Raw genomic sequence first — 19,884 nt, 5'->3', positions numbered from 1 at the left:
CAAGAATCGCCTAAAACTAAAAGGTTTAGAGAGATTGATCTCTAAAATCTAGCTCTATTCTTAGCCACCCATTACCTAAATTTCTGAAGATCTGAAATTGATTTATCTGCTAAAAAGCTTTAATTGAATTGGAGGGAGAGTCTATTTTATTGATTCTTATCCTCCAATTTTTTATAGAATTGGAAATGGGGTTAAGAGTATTTCAAAAACCCGGTCACTTATTTCAAAAACAATTTCAAAAACCCGGTCACTTATTTCAAAAACCCGGTAACTTTTAAGAAACCGGGTTTTTAATCACATAATAGTTGTCTGTGGGAATTCCTCAAAAACCCGGTAACTTTTAAGAAACCGGGTTTTTTAATCGGTATTTAATCGTTGATTAAAAACCGTTGAAACCTTCAAAATCTGGCAGGTTGAGAATAGAGCTACCGTTTAGTTGCGTATCATTGCTGTCAAAAGTTTCGTCAGCGCTCAGATAAAAACCGCCGTCGCCATCTTCGATCAGATATTCATCGCCAATGGCTGCAACTACACCGGGCTGGTCCGAACCTCCCGCCATGAAATCAATATAATCCTCAACGCTTTCAGCTTCGGACTGATTGCCAATAGCGCCACCGAAAATCAACATATCATCGTTGTCAACGGTTTCATCAGCGCTAAGATAAAAACCGCCTTCACCATCGCGAACAATATAGCTAGGACCGATATCTGCGACAGTACCCGGTTCATTGAAATCTTGGGGGACAGAATCAATCAAGTCTTCAATTGTCGATTCCATAGAATCAACAAAATTGTCGATATTAAACCCAATTTCACCTGTAAGGGTGTCAATTTGACCAAAAGGATTGCTAGAACCTGAAGGAGTTTCGGTTTCACCAAAAGGATTACTAGAACCTGAAGGAGTTTCGGTTTCACCAAAAGGATTACTAGAACCTGAAGGAGTTTCGGTTTCACCAAAAGGATTACTAGAACCTGAAGGAGTTTCGGTTTCACCAAAAGGATTACTAGAACCCTCGGGCGTTTCTGTACTGGTTGTTGGTTCGTCTCCTTCACCAAAAGGATTGCCATCGGTAAGCGGGTCCCAGTTAGCAAAGGGATTACCGCTACCTACACCGCCGCCACCGAAGGAACCGTTTCCACCACCGGCGCCGCCAACGTTACCAAAAATATCCTCAACGCCATCAACGCCATCAATATCCAACAAACGACCAAAAGGACTGTTTCGGAGTTGGTCTAAAAGGGCGGAATCATCGGAACTCATATCGCTGTCAGAATCGGCTTGACCCTCTGTAGATTCTGAGGGTTGTTCCATCATACCTTCTGGGGAAGACTCTCCCATCATGTCGGGGATATCGGAGTCAGTAACCTCGTCTGGGGCTGATTCTTCCGACATTTCGCCGGTTGGGGTTTGTGTCGAAGACTCTCCCATCATGTCGGGGATATCGGAGTCAGTAACCTCGTCTGGGGCTGATTCTTCCGACATTTCGCCGGTTGGGGTTTGTGTAGAGAACTGTTCGCTTTCGACATCCTCAACGTCAACATCGGACGCATCGCTAGAGGTTGGGATAAAATCTTCGGGGGTAAATGTCTCCGCGACGGGTGTGGAGTCAGCGCCCTCATCGGAGTCGGTTTCTGTTGAGAAGGTCGCCATTACCCCGCCAAAACCTACATCACCGGTGTTAACCTCTGTGGAGTCACCACCCTCGAAACCGCTAAAATCATAAGTGTAGTTGGGATCGCGAGCGGACGGATCGTCAACAAGTATAGTATTACCGTCGCTATCGGTTTGGAAATAGCGATCGCCGTTTCCATAGATACTTACATTATCTGCTGAGGTACTGACTCGGTTGCCTACAATGGTGGTACCAGTACCGGTGGGGCGATTGCCGTTTCCGGTAATGGTGTTTCCACTGCCGCTCGGACGGTTGCCGTTCCCGTTAATATTGTTGTTATCTCCGAAACTCCAGTTACCATTACCTTCGATGGTGTTGTCGCTGCCGAAATTCCAGTTCCCGTTACCGTTGGTTTGATTATCGCTGCCGAAATTCCAGTTTCCGTTACCTTCGGTTTGATTGTTGCTACTTTCTTCTAAATCTTCTATATCAACCGGTACGCCCCCTTCTGGTGCGGGTGTACCGCCACCGGCAAAGACGGGATTGTTTCCGCCAATTTCTCCGAAATCGATGGGAATATCGCTTTCCCCTTCGGACGTTTCTAATGGATTTTCTCGACCTTCAAAGATTTCGTTAAAACCCTCGCCGCCTTCGCCGAAGGAACGGTTGCCGTTGCCTTCTGTTTGGTTGTTGCTGCCGAAGTCGGTGTTACCGTTGCCGTTGGTAGAATTGCCATCCCCAAAAGCGTTGTTACCGTTACCTTGTGTTTGGTTGTTGCTGCCAAAAGCAGAGTTACCAGTACCTAAATTTTCGTTATTTTCGCCTGTATCGATGTTGCCGCCACTGTTGGGGGTGTTGCTACCAAAGCCACCGCCGAAGCCGCCCGAGTTACCGCCGCCGAAGGAATTTCCACCGCCGAAGCCGCCCGAGTTACCGCCACCGAAGGAATTTTCACCCCCTGCGCCGCCTTCTGTGGGATTACCACCAGAGGGATTTTCATCCCCAATTGGGCCTGCGCCGTCTCCGATTCCGCCATCGGGTTCAACGGGCATGGGGGTATCATCAACCGGGTCAACGGGTGCTTCTGAATCTTCGTCCATGTCGCCCATGTCGCCCATACCACCGGCGCCGCCTGAGTTTCCACCGCCGAAGGAATTTCCACCGCCGAAGCCGCCCGAGTTACCCCCACCGAAGGAATTTCCACCGCCGAAGCCGCCCGAGTTACCCCCACCGAAGGGGTTATCTTCTGGATTTACATCTCCAAAGATATCGCCGAGGTTATCAATACCGGGAAGCCCAATTAACGGGTCGAAGGGTGTACCGGCCTGCTGTGAATCGCTGTTAAAGCTGCTGAAGTCGTACTCTTCGCCTTCTGCGGGGGCGAGGGGATTGCCAAAGGACATTCCACCGCCACCAGTCTGGCTTGACATATTCATTTCTTGAGTTGATGGATTTTCAGATGTAGCCATGAGATACCTCTAATTACAGATGCACAGATTGAATAAAAAGCTTGAATTTATGCCGCGACAATTTACCCGAGTTTTCAGTCGGGTTAAGCCGATAAAATGGGTTTCGCACTTGCTAACAAATTGGCGTTTTTGTCCAATTTTGCTCGGGAGTGCAAAAGCTTTTGTTCGGCGAAAGTAAACGTTTTGAAAACGAATTACAGCCGCCTATAAATTAAGATTAAAAAGTTTAATTAATATTGGCTATGAATATTCTTTTGAATATCACACCGATCTTTCGCAGTCTGCTGATTGATATGATTTTTGGTTGATTAATTTTGTTATTGGGTAAAGTGGGTTTATATGATCATGTCCGGCTAATCAATCATCCCAAACGTAGGGGTGGGTTCAGCCTACGATCTTTACCACAACTCAGAGATTAAAGTAAACCCGCCCCGCCCCCATAACACACATTAATCAACCGAAGATCATATCAGTCACCTCGGAACCCGTCGCCGGTGTGGGGACGGGTTCTTCCTAAAGATATATTTTCCCAAAAATTAGTTGAATCAATACACCCAGAATTAAAATTTTTCTATAATTATGATAGAAAATCAACTATTTTTGTTGCAAATAGTCGAGTTTCTTTTTGAGGCGACTTCCTGCCCCTGCTACTGCTAATATACTGAGGCTAACCAGGAAAGAAGGTTCGGGGACGCTTGCAATTTGATCGGTGATTTTTTCACCATTTAGGAGTGTGTCTGTTAGATTAACTCCAATCAGGTTAATTCCTGTTAGGTCAACTCCGGTGAGGCTGGCTTTACTGAGATTAACTCCGATAAAGTTACTGTCGGTGAGGTTAACTCCGCTGAGGTTGGCTTCGCTTAAGTTGACTCCCACAAAGTTACTTTCGGTCAAATTAGCCCCTAAAAAATTAGCCCGTATCAGGTCAACTCCGGCAAAGTTTGTATTGGTGAGGTTGACTCCCACAAAGTTAGTATCGGTTAAATTAGCCCCGAAAAAATTAGCATCTATGAGGTCAACTCCGGCAAAGTTCGTATTGCTGAGGTTGACTCCCACAAAGTTAGTATCGGTTAAATTAGCCCCGAAAAAATTAGCACCTATGAGGTCAACTCCGGCAAAGTTTGTATTGCTGAGGTTGACTCCCACAAAGTTAGTATCGTTGAGGTTTACCCCTTGAAAATTTGCCCCAATTAAATCAACTCCGGCGAAGTTAGCACCACCTAAGTTAACGCCAGAAAAGTTACTATCGTTGAGGTTTACCCCTTGAAAATTTGCACCGCCCAGGTTAAGCCCCGCGAAGTTCGCTCCAGCGAGGTTACACCCTACACAGTTATTCCCGTTTAAGACTCGCTCTAAGTCGGCGGGGTTAAAAGCGTGAGCGGGGGCAAAAAGCCCACCAATAAGGACAGAAAAAACTGTCGCTGATGCTGTTAGTATATTTTGCAGCTTCATTGATTTTATTAAGAAACTTCATCTGGGAATTTTTCAGACCAATCCTTGAAAATTTACCGAAAAATTGTCTATTGTTCAAGAGGTCTTTATGAGTATAACTAAATTGGGTAAATTTGGCAAGATAAAAAAATCGGGGCGTTCATTTTTACCCCGAATTTATATCTTTAGATAGATGACCGCACCCCAGACGATATATCAGTTTTTTTTGTTAAAACCGGGGTTAATTAGTTAAAGATTTCTTTAAGAATCAGTTGGCTAATGTCTGTAGGTAACAGAGGGTTTTCTTCTGAAGGTTCTGCTTTTTGAGTGAGAAAAACGGGGTAATCACAACTATTAGGCGGAATACAACCGTGAGACCCTTTAACGAGGTTAGCATCGAGGGGAATAACATCGAGCAAATACCGAAAACCCAACTGTTTTCTTAACAACGTCCAGGCTATTTTTAGCTTGGAAAAAGGGATTTTTGGATCGATAAACAGTTCAACGGGGTCAAAGCCGGGTTTGCGGTGAATATCAACGGTGCGAGCAAAATCTGGGGCGCGTTTGTCGTCCAACCAATAATAGTAAGTAAACCAAGCGTCGGGATTGGCGACGGCAACTAAATCACCCGAACGGCTATGATTAAGATGAAATTCTTTTTTCCCTTCTTCGTCTAAAATATGGGCGATTCCATCAACATTTTCCAGGATTGATCGCACTTTAGAAATATTGTCTTTTGAACGCACATAAATATGGGCAATTTGATGATCGGCGACTGCAAACGCTTCGCTGGCGCCCATATCCAGCAATTCCAAGCCCAATTCTTCACGAACGGATAACAAACCCTTTTCTCTAAATAATCGGTTCAGATGTATCGGTTGAGAAACCGGAGTGATTCCATATTCCGACAGCACAATAATTTTGGCATTTTTGGCGGTATAATATTCAATTAAATCCCCACAAACTTGGTCGATTTCCTGCAAATCTTTTTGAATTTCTTCGGGTTTGGTTCCCACACTTTGCAAACAGTAATCGAGATGGGGAAGATAGATCAAAGTTAAGGTCGGATTTTTGCGAATATCAACCCATTTTGCCGAATCTGCTATCCATTGACTCGAAGCAATTGAAGTCGCCGGCCCCCAAAATTTAAACAGGGGAAATTGACCCAAATCCGATTGAATTGGCGATCGCAAATCACCGGGCTGAGTGTAAATATCGGGAATTTTTCGACCATCAGCCGGATACATGGGTCGGGGCGTAATCCCATAGTCTACCGATGAATTCATATTGTACCACCAAAACAGATTGGCGGTCGTACAATTGGGGTTAATTTCTTTAGCAATATCCCAAATTTTCGGTGCCTGTACCAAACGGTTAGACTGGCGCCAAAACTTAATTTCGTTTTCATCGCGAAAATACCAACCATTGGCAACAATACCATGTTCGCCCGGCCATTTTCCGGTTAAATAAGTGCTTTGTGCTGAACAAGTCACCGCAGGTAATACGGGCTGAATTGTATTAACTTGTTTCGCCCATTTAGACAATTTTGGCATTGCTTTTAACAACGCCGTTGTCAAACCCACCACATTTATAACAACTGTTTTTTGCATTTACTTTTTCCCAATAAAACATTTAATCTACAATTTTTTTCCATCTTCCCCCCTTAAAAAGGGGGGCTAGGGGGGATTTACTAATGTTTTTTGCATTTACTTTTTCCCAATAAAACATTTAATCTACAATTTTTTTCCATCTTCCCCCCTTAAAAAGGGGGGCTAGGGGGGATTTACTAATGTTTTTTGCATTTACTTTTTCCCAATAAAACATTTAATCTACAATTTTTTTCCATCTTCCCCCCTTAAAAAGGGGGGCTAGGGGGGATTTTCTAATGTTTTTTGCATTTACTTTTTCCCAATAAAACATTTAATCTACAATTTTTTTCCATCTTCCCCCCTTAAAAAGGGGGGCTAGGGGGGATTTTCTAATGTTTTTTGCATTTACTTTTTCCCAATAAAACATTTAATCTACAATTTTTTTCCATCTTCCCCCCTTTTTAAGGGGGGCTAGGGGGGATAAGGGAATAAAGGAGAATTAACCCATTTTCACCAACGGTTTTTTCAATTCCGACGACTCAACACTAGAATCACCTATAAAATGTTGAATCACCCAGTTATATTCCCTTTCAATAGAACTCAGCAAATCGATTTTTAAGTTATCAGGGAGAACCTGAAAAGTGTACGTTTCAATCTCCAAATGTTCGCAGGGATAATCTTTCAACAGTTCTAATACCGTCAAAATATCGTCTTGGGTAGACTGTAAAATCCCGTAGGTTTGATTAAAAATGGGAATATGAAAATGAGTTCGCCACTCTTTCGCCGCTGTTTCTTTCAACTCTTGAAGTGCTTGGGATAAATCAATATAGGATTGTAAACTTCCGTCTGGATAACAAGCAACAACTTGATGTAAATAAGTTGATTCGGCAAATTTCTGTAAATATTCCCCGAGATTATCCCGTTGGGATTGTTCTACAGGAAGCTGATTTTTAATCGCCGCACTAATTTGAATTTTCCCAATTGAAATCCCGGCTTCTTTAAACTGACGAAACACTTGAACCGGGTTGTCATAAACAACTGAAAAATGGCAAGTATCGTAACAAATTTGAATGTGTTCTCGCAGAAGGGTTTGGGCTGCGGCTAAAGAAATACTCAGCTTATTAACCAAATATTCCCCGCCAACGGGTAACAGCCAATTTTGAAAAAAGTCAATCACTTCGGCCGAATTTTCAATTAACCCATTGGGTTCGGGTTCGAGGTCAATATGAATAAATTTACCCGTTGTCTGATGCAGATGAACCAGTTCGATAACAACTTCAATCAGGTTAATTGTACTCTGTTTAAACGCCCCGGTAAAATCCGATGAACTGTTAAACCAAGGCTTATAAGAAAGGGGTAAAGTTGAAATACTCCCTTTCACCCTTTCCGGTAACAATTTGGCTAAGATATGGGCGAGTTTTTTGGTGTAGTTTGTTCGTTGGGGTGTGGTCCAGTCCGGGGCGTAAACTTTATCTTTTACCACTTCGTTATGAAAACCCCCGTAGGGAAATCCATTCAGGGTAAAAACATAGAGATTGTGTTCGGCTAACCAAGCTTTAAACTCGCCCATTTCTGAGGAATTAAGTTGAGTTGTCGCTTGATGGGAAAGCCTTAAACCGATGCCAAATTTTTCGGCATTCAAGCGATTTTTTAAAGCCGGAAGATATTCTTTTAAATTGCTGAAAACTTCCGGCCAAGATTCACCCGGATGAATATTTGTGCAGTAGGTTAGATGAGAGCCGTTTTCTATAACTTGCATTATAAATCTGCCTCTTGTAGCATCAAAATTGCGAGACGATATTTGTCTAAATTGACTTGGTGAACTTCCAAACCTTTACCAATTGTCGTTAACAACATTAAGGTCAGTTCGCCGCCCAAATGTTCTTGAAATTCTGTCAATCCTTTAAACAGAGAACGGGGGTTTTCGGGTTGATGAACAAAAGAAGAAAGTTCTCTCTCATACAGGCTAAATCCTAAAGCTTTAAATAGGCTTAGAATTTCTTGCCATTCTCCCTTGGTAATTAAACTGGAGAGATAGGAATAAGTGCTATCCAAACAAATTCCAATCGCCACAGCTTCCCCATGATAAAGCCGATAATTGCTCAAATATTCTATCCGATGAGCCGCCCAATGACCAAAATCTAGAGGGCGAGAACTTCCCATTTCAAAGGGGTCTCCGCCTGCGATATGATCGAGATGCAATTTAGCGCAACGGTAAACAATTTGCTGCATTGCATCTAAATCTCGGTTAACTAATGCTTCGGTTCGGTTAACAATAAAATCGAAGAAACCCGCATCTTTAATCAGCGCAACTTTCACGGCTTCCGCGATACCGGAACGCCAATTTCGATCATCTAATGTGGTTAAAAAGTTGGCATCGTTTAAAACCAAAGTTGGCGGCGCAAATGTTCCTAAAAAGTTCTTTTTCCCGAAAGCATTAATCCCGTTTTTAACTCCAACTCCCGAGTCACACTGTCCTAAAACGGTTGTCGGGACCCGAATTAACCGAATCCCCCGATGGGCGGTTGCTGCGGCGTAGCCAACTAAATCTAACATCGCACCCCCTCCCACAGCGATAACATAGGAATGGCGACAAAGTTCGGCGTCTGAAATTAGTTTTTGTAAGTCTTCTACGAGTTGAGGATTATTTTTCGCCGCTTCTCCTCCTGCTATTAAAGTTGAACCGGCTTTCAGGTTTAACGCCTGGGGATGACAGTCACTATAGGCTTGAATTTTTTCGAGAATTTCTGATGCTTGGGGGAGTCCGCTATCAACAAAGGCGATGGCTTTTTTGACGCCTTCTCGGGTTGCGAGTAACACTTTTGCTAATAAAGGATTGTTGGGATTAAATAAATCCCGTGTAAAGTGTACGTCGTAGTTAAATGTAACTTTTACCTCTTGTTTGAGGGGAGCATAGTCAACAGATGAATCGTTTAAAACTGTTGATTCAAGAACAGGTTTTGGAAGTGTAAATGTCATGGAACTTGATGGTTTTTAGTTGTTGATTTTGTATTGATTTTTTGGGGCGGGTTTTGTATTCGTGTATTTTTCTGATAAATTATCTCTGTTAACCCGCCCCTTTTGAGTTAAGTTATCGGTGTTTTCGGGTGAGTTTAGCCGTGCGATTTGTAGAAAATCTCTATTTTTTCCCAACCCACCCTTACCGTGTTTGCGGCGAATTAGGTCATCGCAAATAAACGGGATAAACCCATTGAGAGCGGCAACAATGCTAATACTAATATAGCAAATATTCCGCCTAAAAAACAAGCGGAAAGCGTAGCATTCACAACAACTAAAGATAAAATACCTGCTTTAACAGCATTTCTAATTTTGTCGGGTTGAGGATCGTTAGCCGCTTGAATAAAAGGGGGAAAAATCCGCCAACTCAGCACCCCAACAAACAATAAAGCGCTGATCAGATGAACCGATGTAACCGCACATCCGAATAAAATCGCAATCACAACGGCCATTAACCCAACAGAAATCCATCCGGTTTGCTGATTTCCCCCGTAAACTTCCCCCTGACTAATAGCGGTAATTGCACCAATATATAAAATCGGAATAATTGCGAGATAGGTGGGATGAAATAAGGAGAAATCGCCGAAATTAATGCTGTTAAAGGTTGCGGGTAAAACGCTTATCCCGAGTAATAAATTACCCGCCCGACAAAACCCCATTGTCAGCGGCCCAAACAAAGCATGATGTTTGGTTGTACTATCATAAATAATCGTCGCCGCAGCAATTAAACTCGCTAAAATCAAGCTCAAAACTGAAACTTGACTCGCCGCAACCACCCCAACGGTTAATAAAAACCCGCCCAATATTGTTGCTTCTTGAGAAGAAACGGCACCTCTCGGAATCGGTCTTTCCGGGCGTTCTTTTGCATCTAACTCGGCGTCAAAAACGTCATTAAAAACAACGCCTCCGCCATAAAGTCCGGTGGTTGCCAGCAATAACCATAATAAAGAACTAACGGATGCGCTCCCTCCAGAAATCGCATATCCGGCTAATATATCCGCCCAAGCGGTGGGAATATTGGGGGGGCGCATCAATTGAAAATAGCCGGTTGTTCGGTCGCTTAAAAGTGTTGTATTCAAATCAATGACCTGAAATGAGGATAAACTCTGTTTTTGGATAGTTAGGGCAGATGAATCAATCCAATGATCAATCTGCCTCTAAAAAGTTAGATAACTCTGAAAAGCCTATTTTTACTTAATGATCAGAGAATCACGTATAGTTTGAGAATCGGGGTTTTGTCCGCGTAAAACACTATTGCCATTGAACTGGGCGGTATAATCGACTTCTTGAGGTTTCAGCCAGTCGTTTTCATTCATTTGACCGCTTTGGCTGTAGGCTTTGAGGGCGTTTCCATAACAAACGGTTCGCACATCTTCTTCAGAAATGCCTTCATCGAGCATTAATTGAGCGGTTTTCGGTACCGCCAACGGGTCGCTCAATCCCCAGTCGGCGCTGCTATCAACAATTATGCGCTCAGTACCGTATTTTTTGACGACTTCTACCATGCGAGCATTACCCATTTTTGTCATCGGGTAAATGGTAAAGGCTGCCCAAAATCCTCGCTCTAAAACTTCTTCGACGGTTTCTTCATTATTATGATCAATAATAACTTGAGACGGATCTAAACCATGTTCAATACAACGATCCATACTGAGGCTAGTCCCTGCTTTTTTATTGCGGTGAGGGGTATGAATCATAACTAACATTTCTAGCTCTTTGGCTAAAGCAAGCTGTTCTTGGAAGTATTTATCCTCCGTTTCGCTCATGTCATCGTAGCCAATTTCACCAATGGCGACGACTCCTTCCTTACACGCAAATAGAGGTAATAACTCCATTACGGGGTCAGCAACTGCGGGGTTATTCGCTTCTTTGGAATTCAAGCCAATGGTGCAATAATGAGCAATTCCAAACTGAGCGGCTCGAAAGCGTTCCCAACCGATGAGACTGCTAAAGTAGTCTTTGAAGCTACCGGGATTAGTGCGAGGCTGACCGAGCCAGAAAGCGGGTTCGATAACTGCTACAATACCAGATTCTTGCATCATCAAGTAATCGTTGGTAGTACGGGAGCTCATGTGGATATGGGGATCGATAAACATCAAATTGGTAGAATTCATTGCGATCAGTATTTAGGTAAAATTTATTGGGCTGTATTGGCGTGGTTGGAATAGAGATGATTTCGAGTCCAGGTGTCCCAAGTCTGGTGTTGGGCAAATGCCTTTAACTCGGGGCGAGACTCCAGCAAAGAGCGGATTTTTTCGGAGTTTGAACGGCTACAGGCGATCGCACCCGCTTGTTGGTGTTTGGGATCGGAATGTTCCAATACTTTGATTAAATCTTCGCTCATGTTGTCGGTGGTGAAGGCACCCATCGCCCGCCAAAGTTCGGGGGTGACTGTGCGCGAGGCGGCCCAACGTTCGTGGGCGTAGTCGAGCAACATTTGGGATAATTTGGGGTTGGTGCGATCGTCTAAACCGATCATTTTATAGAGGGGACTGTCGATAAATATGGCTTTTAAAACCATTTGGTTCCAAGCGAGTTCGCTGAGATAATTTGCCGGATAGGGGTTATTGAGTGCGACGGCATTAAAGACAACGGACATATTTGTACGCAGTCCTTCGGCGGCTCGCTGCTGGTATTTTTCCGGTGTTGGCAGTAGGGGTAAGGCTTGATAAAGGGCAACGAGTTCGTCAATATCGGCGGCCGAAAACAGTTGATCTAGGATGCTTTGATAGGTTTCGGGGTTGCCTTGAATTAAGGATAAAACTAACAAAGTTCGAGCCAATTGATCGACCCGCCAGTGTTGGGGTTGCCAGCCGGGATAGAGTTCTGTTGCCGTTTTCAGGTCTTCGTTGTTCAGGACTAGGTTTGCTTTTCCCAAACGGCGGGGAACCAAACTAAAGGCAATAAAAAAGGTTCTTTGTTTGGCTCCGTTTAACAACTCTGAATGCTGTTTTCTCAACCAAGCGAGTTGTTCATCATTTGGGTTGGTTGCTGAGGTTTGCTTTTCGGATATCGCCTCTGTAAACCTGCTCGGCAGCCAGTCAAAAATGATATTTACAGTGCGATTGTAGTGAGTTAATTTATCCTTAGATGCGATAATCATTTCGCCTTTTTTATCTATTGTATTCAACTATTTTACCTTGATCGTTATCCGATTTAGCAGCTTGATTGACGTTCAGAAAAATGTTTAATTGTAAATTATTCACAGTTTAAGGGATGACATTCGCGGGCGTCAATCTGTCGAAAGGTTAAACCGTCTTTTCAAGAGTTTTTAGCCGATTTAACGGTTTGATTGAACAGAAATTCTATTTCCGTTAAAAATATCCGTTCCAAAGATAGGTGGGAAGGTTTATGCTTTAGAAAATACTGCTTTTCTAGAGGAATTGACGATAACTTCTAGGGAAAATTTAAGCCCGATAATCCTTTTCGGCTATTCTTCAAATCTTCAAGATTTTAACTGTTATACCCCGCCTTGTTTTAAGGTCTTGGCAGTGGGCTGATGCTTTCCCAGACTTCATCTAAAATTAAGCAGTGTTTTTTGATACTAGATAGAGATTCTATCCAGTCTCACCCCATGATAAACCCACTTTAATTTTAACAACAAATTAATCACGGACCATGCGGGAGCCGCTGAACTGTTGGCTTTCGGCTTGTGGCTTAACGTTCAGACAGAAGTGCTGTGACGACGTATCTTAACCGATTGTATGTGTCAAGCACTTCTGCATCAACAGAACAATTAGCGGGTCATTTTACGCTTTTTGAGAAGCTTGGCGGCGATCAAACCCGCCCCGGCCAAAGCTAAAGCGGAAGTGGGTTCGGGTACTTTTGCCATATCATCGTGATAATCAATATCAAGTACCTGAATGCGACCTTGGAAGAAGTCTCCCACATAGAGTTTGTCACCCTCAATTCCGGTGCCGCCGGTCCAGTTAAACGCACCCGGTCGCAGGTCGAGTTCGGGTCCGAAAGGTCCGCTGGAACCGTCAGGGGCGGGCGGGGGGATAATCTCACCGTCGGCGTTGCGGGCGGGTTCGCCATAAACCGTTAACAAATTACCTTCTTTGTCAAAAACCTGAACCCGACTGTTAATAGAATCAGCAACGTAAATATTTTCTTGCTCGTCCACTTCTAAGCCAATGGGCTGCAAGAACTGACCGGGTTCGGTACCTTCGGTACCAAAGACCAAAAGCGGATTCCCCTCAGGATCTAACACCTGAATACGGTTGTTAAACTGGTCGGCAACATAAATATTACCGCTAACCGGAGAAATCCGAATCCCCGCAGGGCCTTGAAACTGTCCGGGTTCAGTTCCGGGAGTACCGATAGTGTCAATAATTTCGCCGGCTTCGTTAATTTTCAGAATGCGATCGTTACTGAAGTCGCCAACATAAACGTTATTCTCGGCATCAAAAGTAATCCCAGAAGGCCCGAAGAAAGCCCGACCTTCGATCAGTCCGCCAAATTCGCCTTCGGCGAGGGTTTCGATATAGTTTCCCTCGGGATCGTAAACATTAACCCGAAGGTTAAAAACATCGCCCACGTAGAGATTACCCGTTTTCGGGCTAAACTCCAACGCTCCGGGTTCGTCAAACTCGCCCGGGCCGGTACCGCCCGATCCGACCCCACCAATATATTCACCCTCGGGAGTAAAGATAGAAACCTCGTTACCCACTTCAAAATTTGTACTCCCGTCGGGGTTGCGTCCGCGACCGTTACCGACATAAATATTGCCGGTGCTATCTTGAACGGAGACACCTTGAGGCACAAATAACTGACCGGGAGCAAAACCGGGTTCACCAATTTGGCTATCAAATTCGAGAGTAACGGCTTTAGCTTCGCTGGCGATCGCACCCAAAGAAAGCAACGATCCGGCAAGTAAAGACGTTAGGTTTGCACCGACTGATAATTTTTTAACTTTCATCATAATCCTCAGGTTAAATTGACAATGAACTTGGCTGATTTATCCCTATAGAGAAATGCCTTCTCCCCTCTCTAAAAGTCGTTTTCGAGCGCTCTTGACCCCAAAAGAAACCCCTCCCAAAAGACCCAAAATTAAAACGCCAGAGGCCGAATTGGGTTCAGGAATATCAACAGCATCACCGTCTGGATCAATTTGGAAAATGGTTGATTCCGGGCCATTACCCCGACCGGCAACATAAACTAGACCGTCCGTCGCAACGGTTAAGTTTACTAACAACTCAACCCCGTCTACCTGGTTGCCATCTAAAATAGTGGTAACTTTCCCATCAGTACCGATCTCCACAACTTTTCCGCGATCGCCGCCCAGTGCCAAAGATTCAGTTGCCAAAACAGTCGCGTAAGCCTTACCACTGGGAGCAAAAGCAATATCAGTAAGCTGAATCAGACCGTCAGCAAATGTTGTTTGTTGACCATTCCCATCAATTTGAGTAATTTCCGATCTCCCGTCAGGAAAAGGAAACCCTCCAAACTCGGCAACATACAAATTGCCATCGGCACCGACCGCCACGCCGGTGGGGACATATTGCAGGGGAAAGAGGGGGTCTTCCGTTTCCGGTGCCTGAGTGGGATCGTTAGGCGCGGCTGGGGGCGGCCCCAACCCCTGTGGAAACTTGAGGCTGTCGAGAGCAACAATTTCCGGGTCAAAGGTGGTGTTGAGTTGAAGCTGGTTTTCTCTCCGACTGTAGGCAAACAAATTATTAGCGCCCGAGTCAGTAATGTAGATGGTATCGCCGTCGATCGCGAGGCTGTTGGGGTTGCTGTCAATATCGCCCCCGGTGGGGTTGTTTTGCAGTTCGTACCGAGCCAGGTCAGCCAGTTGAGTCAGTTGACCGGTTTGAAAATTAGCTTGGTAGAGACTGCCCAACTCCGATGTCCCCAAAACATCGTTTTCCGAGTAAGGACTACCCGCCAGGGCGTTGAGAGTGCGATCGCGTTGAGCCGGATCAGCCACCGATCCATAAAGAATATAGGGCGTTCCGCTGGCATCAAAGGCGATATCTTGAGGCCCGACGGCGTTGCTACCATCTGCCAAAGCCAGGGAACTCAAGCCGGTGACTACGGGGGTGACGGTCCCATCTGCGGAAACTTTACTGATCGCCCCCGTGTTGCCCAAATACAGGTCAAGACCGGGTACGTTTGGCGAGGGGATAGAATTGGGTGAGGTCGGGCCGCCACCCGTTCCGGCGATCGCAACGTAGAGTTCACCATCGGGGCCGAAAGTGAGTCCGCGAGCGTTGTTGAGGCCTGTGGCAAACCGAGTAAATGTTGCGGCGAGTGACGGATTGGCGACTGAAAGCAATAAACAGGTGAGTGTGAAGGAGCTAACCGAGTGAAAGATGTTCATTTCTAAATTGATCGAGACTTTCGGGGGTTGAGGTTGGTTGTAGGGGGCGTAAGTGATGGCGATACACCCCTACTTTTTGCGTTCACCTAAACTCTGTCTCGCTTACCTTTTAGACCGAAAAGGCTGGCGCCGCCAAAGGCTAACAGGGCGAAAATTGTACCGGGTTCCGGTACAGATTTTGGATCGTCGAGCTTGATAATCGAACCGTTGGTACCGATACCGTTATTGGCAACGTAGATCCCACCGTCGGGGCTGACTTGGATGCCTGTTGCCGAGAAGATTCCTTCAGAGGCGATGGTTGTGCGTTGACCGTCGGGGGTGACTTTGATGACGGAACCGGGCAGATCTTTTAAGCTGCCTTCGACGCTGTTTTTCCACTGGGCTTCGTCGGCAAATTGCAACACTAACAGGTTGCCTTCTTTATCGAAGGCGATATCTGTAATTTGGGTGAAACCGTCTGCGAAAACTTCGGGTTCTCCGGTTTCGGGGTTGATGCGGAAGACTCGCGCTTCTCCTTCGGGGTAGGGATAGCCGGTCAGTTCACCGTAATAGACGGCGCCGTCGGGGCCTTTGGTGATTCCGGTCGGTACGGATTGTAAATCTAACGGGCCTTCTGGAATTTCAAAGGAGGGCATTTCCGGTTCTTCGCCTTCGTTCGGTAGTTGGCTCGGGTCGCCACCGAGAACGGGGTCTTCTTGACCTCCATTTTGAGGCGGCTCGAAAGGAGAAGCATCGGGGAATTCTACGTTATCAACCAGTTGGGTCGGGGATGCAAAGGCGTTAATAAATTCGCCATCCAAGCCGATATTGTAAATAACGTTGGCACCGGCATCAACCACAAAAGCCGAATCATCCTGAATGGCGATCGCAAACGGGTTGCTGATGTAGTCGCCACCGTCGAGGTTGTTTAACTGTTCGTAGAGGGCAAAGTCATACAGTTCGGTGACTTCTTCGGTTGCCAAATCTATTTTGAACAGTTTGCCCAGGTCGGGTGTATTTAATAACTCGCTGGCATCTTCGGCCGGGGGCGCAATTAAATTCTGTTCCGGGGGGAGTTCGGCGCCTTGGGCGACTTCAAAGATCTCTGCATCCCGGTTGCCCGGATATCCGGCGTAACCCGTGACCAGGTAAGCGTTTCCCAAGAAGTCAAAGGCAATTTCTTGGGGGCCTGCACCTTGTTCTAGAGTCGGCTGAAGTGCCAGGGAGTCAAAGCCGTTGAAGATTCTGGTCTGAGTGCCGGTGGCGAGATCGACTTTGGTGATCGATCCGGTGTTGCCCGCACAAATTTCTGCGAAAGCGGCACTGGGAGAGGGCTGACAGTTTCCGTCTCCGCCGGTACCGGTTTCGCCAACATACAGGGTGCCATCGGAGCCGAAGGTAATCCCACTGGGATTATTCAGTCCGCTCGCTACTGTTGTAAAAGTTGCTGCCTCCGCAGGCATTGCCGCACCGAGTCCGGCGGCGATAGTCAATAGTGAATAACCAATTTGCTTAAGTTTCATTGTTCCCTGAAATCAATAGTCGTAACTTGTAACGCATCAGAAGAAAACTTAAAAAAATCGGTTTTCGGTTCGTAAGCAACTGACGATTTACCAGTCCCTTAGGGCTTGGCGCGAAACAGATAAAAAAGTATGAATCAATCAGAATTAATACTTTGAAGCCATACTTAGCTGGCCGAGTGACTTTTGTCGATCTCCACCATCAGTCTTTCAGACTATTTATTGCAATAACGTCTGTCTCTGTTAAACCTGTAAACCAGTCGAAACTACCTTTCCGACTTCGTTTTCTTCTGTGACACCCAGATGACTGATAGATAAGCTAACACAATCATCCGGATGAAAAGATGTCATTTTTTTCGTAAAGATTTGACTTTTTTTACGCAAAACTACTGAAGTGTAATTAAAATTTGTGTTGCGTGTAATTACCGAGTAGCGTTGCTTAAAGAAGCGATATTTTATATTATAAATTATAATCCGTCATCCCCACAAGGGTAGAGAAAAATCTAAGTATTAAGACATAAATAAACCAAGCTGTGTAAAAAACGGTAAAGATTGCTCAATGCCTTACTGTTCCCTGCTGAGGGGGTGCTGCCTGCGGGAAACGCGCTCTTACCCCACTTCGCGCCGTTCCTTTGTCTGCACAGTAGTGATAGCAAAAGGCGATCGGGGAAATTCACCGATCGGCGCGACGGGCGCGGTTTCCGTTGAGACGCAAGTTTGTAAGAGAGACAACAGGCAACCGTAAAATCCTCCGTTGAAAGAATTACTTAGAAAGATGTACTCCTGGAAAAGGGAAAAAATAGCTTAAATCCACTTTATGCAAGCCTTTTTTGATTTTTAAACCGGGTAAATTTAGCCAAAAAAAGTAAAAATAGCCTAGATCTAAATCTCTTGAGGAGATCTAGATCTATGAATTGCTAGCTTTCCCCAATGAGCTACACAAATAAGCTACACAATGTTTCGCTTACCCTTGAGACCCATAATGGTGGCGCCGCCAAAGAACAGCAGACCCAAGATGCTACCGGGTTCGGGTACGGACTTAGTATTGTCGAACCGGATCACGGAACCGTTGGTACCGATCGCGTTGTTGGAAACGTAAATCCCCCCGTCGGGGCCGACTTGGATGCCTGCTGCGGAGAAGATCCCTTCAGAGGCGATGGTTGTCCGTTTACCGTCGGGGGTGACTTTGATGACGGAACCGGGCAAATCTTTTAAGCTACCATTGACGCTGTTTTTCCACTGGGCTTCATCGGCAAATTGCAGCACCAACAGGTTGCCATCTGGATCGAAGGCGATGTCCGTAATTTGGGTAAAACCGTCTGCGAAAACTTCGGGTTCTCCGGTTTCGGGGTTAATGCGGAGAACTCGCGCTTCGCCTTCGGGAAAGGGATAGCCCGTTAGTTCCGCGTAATAAACCGCACCGTCGGGGCCTGTGGTGATTCCCGTCGGTACCGATTGCAACTCATACGGGCTATCGGGAAATACGGGGAAGGGCATTTCGGGTTCTTCGCCTTCGTTCGGTAGTTGGCTCGGGTCGCCACCGAGAATGGGGATTTCACCGGAATTTTCGGGCGGCCCGAAAGGAGAAACCTCGGGAAATTCTACGTTCTCAACCAGTTGAGTCGGAGCCGCAAAAGCGTTAATAAATTCGCCATCCAAGCCGATATTGTAGATGACGTTGGCGCCCGCATCGGCAACAAAAGCCGAATCATCTTGAATGGCGATCGTAAAGGGGTTGGTAATGTAGTCGCCACCGTCAACGTTGTTTAACAGTTCGTGTTTGGCAAAGTCAAACAGTTCCGTGAGTTCTTGAGTAGCCAAATCTATTTTGAACAGTTTCCCCAGGTCGGGTACATTCAATAACTCGCTGGGATTTTCTTTGGGGGGCGCAAACACCACTTGACCGGGGGGTAAATCAGGCTCAACATCTTGAGCTAGCTCAAAAATCTCCAGGTCCCGGTTGGCGGGATATCCGGCGTAGCCGCTCAGGAGGTAAGCATTGCCTTCGGAGTCAAAGGCGATCTCCTGCGGGCCTGCGCCCTGCTCCAGACTCGGCTGAATTGCCAGAGAGTCAAAGTTGCTGACCACTCTTGTTTGAGTACCGCTAGCCAAATCGACTTTCGTGACCGATCCGGTTTGGCCTGCACAAATCAATGATTCGGGGGCGCTCGGAGAGGGCTGACAGTTGCCATCGCCACCCGTACCCGTTTCTCCGACATAGAGACTGCCGTCGGGACCAAAAGTGATTCCGCTGGGATTGTTCAGCCCGCTGGCTACTGTGGTGAAACTTGCGGCTTCAGCGGACATGGGGGAAGCGAACAGGGCACCCAAAGTCAGAAGCGAATAACCAACTTGCTTGAGTTTCATTTTTCTGTGGAATGAGTATTTGCAGGTTGAAACACATCGGAAGAAGACAAAAAAGGTTGACCGACGGCCGTTGAACGACTGACGACTTACTCGTTCTCTGAGAGCTTGGTATTAAATAAAGACAAAGCTACGAATCGGTAACAATGAAAACTTTGAAGTCACACTTAGCAACCCGAGTTAAAAAGTCGGTTCCCACCAGAAATAATCAGACTATTTATCGCAATAAAGTCTACCTCTGTCAAAGTTTTAAACCAGTCAAAACTACCTCTGCGACCGAGTAGTTCTTTTCTTTGACTCTTTGATACCTAGACAGGTTAACACGGCGATCCAGATGAAAGATATCATTTTTTTCGTTAAAGTTTGACGTTTTTTAGGTAATATCAAATACGGAAGCACCGATGCTACACATCTTTCTCCCCACCTCCGGTCCTCCCCCAACGGGATAGCCACTCCCCTCAACGCGCTTGTTCCCGCGCACGGGGGTGGACTCACCACCTCCCTATCAATCAGAGGAAGTCAATGTAGATCGGAAATTTTTGAAAAGCTTGTCCGATCAAAGCCGATTTTTGGCGA

General features: G+C 45.6%; 12 protein-coding genes. All 12 read right to left on the bottom strand.

Annotation, left to right across the window (positions count from 1 at the left end):
• Positions 1-379: 379 nt before the first annotated feature.
• The 12 genes from ACL6C3_RS20650 to ACL6C3_RS20595 all read right to left on the bottom strand — a co-directional run bounded on the left by ACL6C3_RS20650 (position 380) and on the right by ACL6C3_RS20595 (position 19,311).
• The gene (locus ACL6C3_RS20650; protein ID WP_413160923.1) at positions 380-3,082 is read right to left on the bottom strand and encodes a hypothetical protein; all 2,703 of its coding nucleotides are present in this window, start codon (positions 3,080-3,082) and stop codon (positions 380-382) included.
• A 594-nt stretch (positions 3,083-3,676) separates the two neighbouring features.
• Entirely contained in the window at positions 3,677-4,534 is an 858-nt protein-coding gene (locus ACL6C3_RS20645) for a pentapeptide repeat-containing protein (RefSeq protein WP_413160922.1), read from the bottom strand.
• Positions 4,535-4,758: 224 nt separating this feature from the next.
• On the bottom strand, positions 4,759-6,123 hold the full coding sequence (locus ACL6C3_RS20640) for an alkaline phosphatase family protein (RefSeq protein WP_413160921.1): 1,365 nt from the start codon (positions 6,121-6,123) through the stop codon (positions 4,759-4,761).
• A gap of 478 nt (positions 6,124-6,601) precedes the next feature.
• Positions 6,602-7,861 carry a metabolite traffic protein EboE gene (gene eboE / locus ACL6C3_RS20635; RefSeq protein ID WP_413160920.1) on the bottom strand — a complete coding sequence of 420 codons (1,260 nt, stop codon included), beginning with the start codon at positions 7,859-7,861 and terminating at the stop codon, positions 6,602-6,604.
• Positions 7,861-9,081 (bottom strand): 3-dehydroquinate synthase, encoded by a 1,221-nt coding sequence (locus ACL6C3_RS20630; RefSeq protein WP_413160919.1) that lies wholly within the window; start codon positions 9,079-9,081, stop codon positions 7,861-7,863. The genes eboE and ACL6C3_RS20630 overlap by 1 nt, the downstream gene beginning before the upstream one ends.
• Positions 9,082-9,281: 200 nt before the next feature.
• Complete coding sequence (eboC, locus tag ACL6C3_RS20625) at positions 9,282-10,199, bottom strand: UbiA-like protein EboC (RefSeq protein ID WP_413160918.1); 918 nt, start codon at positions 10,197-10,199, stop codon at positions 9,282-9,284.
• A 111-nt stretch (positions 10,200-10,310) separates the two neighbouring features.
• Positions 10,311-11,162: a TatD family hydrolase gene (locus tag ACL6C3_RS20620; RefSeq protein ID WP_413160917.1), complete on the bottom strand. Its 852-nt coding sequence runs from the start codon at positions 11,160-11,162 to the stop codon at positions 10,311-10,313.
• Between the two features lie 95 nt (positions 11,163-11,257).
• Positions 11,258-12,250: an EboA family metabolite traffic protein gene (locus ACL6C3_RS20615; RefSeq protein WP_413160916.1), complete on the bottom strand. Its 993-nt coding sequence runs from the start codon at positions 12,248-12,250 to the stop codon at positions 11,258-11,260.
• A gap of 606 nt (positions 12,251-12,856) precedes the next feature.
• On the bottom strand, positions 12,857-14,044 hold the full coding sequence (scyF, locus tag ACL6C3_RS20610; RefSeq protein ID WP_413160915.1) for a scytonemin biosynthesis PEP-CTERM protein ScyF: 1,188 nt from the start codon (positions 14,042-14,044) through the stop codon (positions 12,857-12,859).
• Between the two features lie 42 nt (positions 14,045-14,086).
• Positions 14,087-15,445, bottom strand: coding sequence for a ScyD/ScyE family protein (locus ACL6C3_RS20605; RefSeq protein WP_413160914.1), 1,359 nt, complete (start codon positions 15,443-15,445; stop codon positions 14,087-14,089).
• A gap of 86 nt (positions 15,446-15,531) precedes the next feature.
• Entirely contained in the window at positions 15,532-16,947 is a 1,416-nt protein-coding gene (locus ACL6C3_RS20600; protein ID WP_413160913.1) for a ScyD/ScyE family protein, read from the bottom strand.
• A 945-nt stretch (positions 16,948-17,892) separates the two neighbouring features.
• Entirely contained in the window at positions 17,893-19,311 is a 1,419-nt protein-coding gene (locus tag ACL6C3_RS20595; protein ID WP_413160912.1) for a ScyD/ScyE family protein, read from the bottom strand.
• Between the last annotated feature and the right edge of the window lie 573 nt (positions 19,312-19,884).

Origin of the sequence: Capilliphycus salinus ALCB114379 (genome assembly GCF_047276495.1) — a bacterium.
GTDB lineage: Bacteria > Cyanobacteriota > Cyanobacteriia > Cyanobacteriales > Microcoleaceae > Capilliphycus > Capilliphycus salinus.
This window is presented reverse-complemented; position numbering and strand designations above follow the sequence as displayed.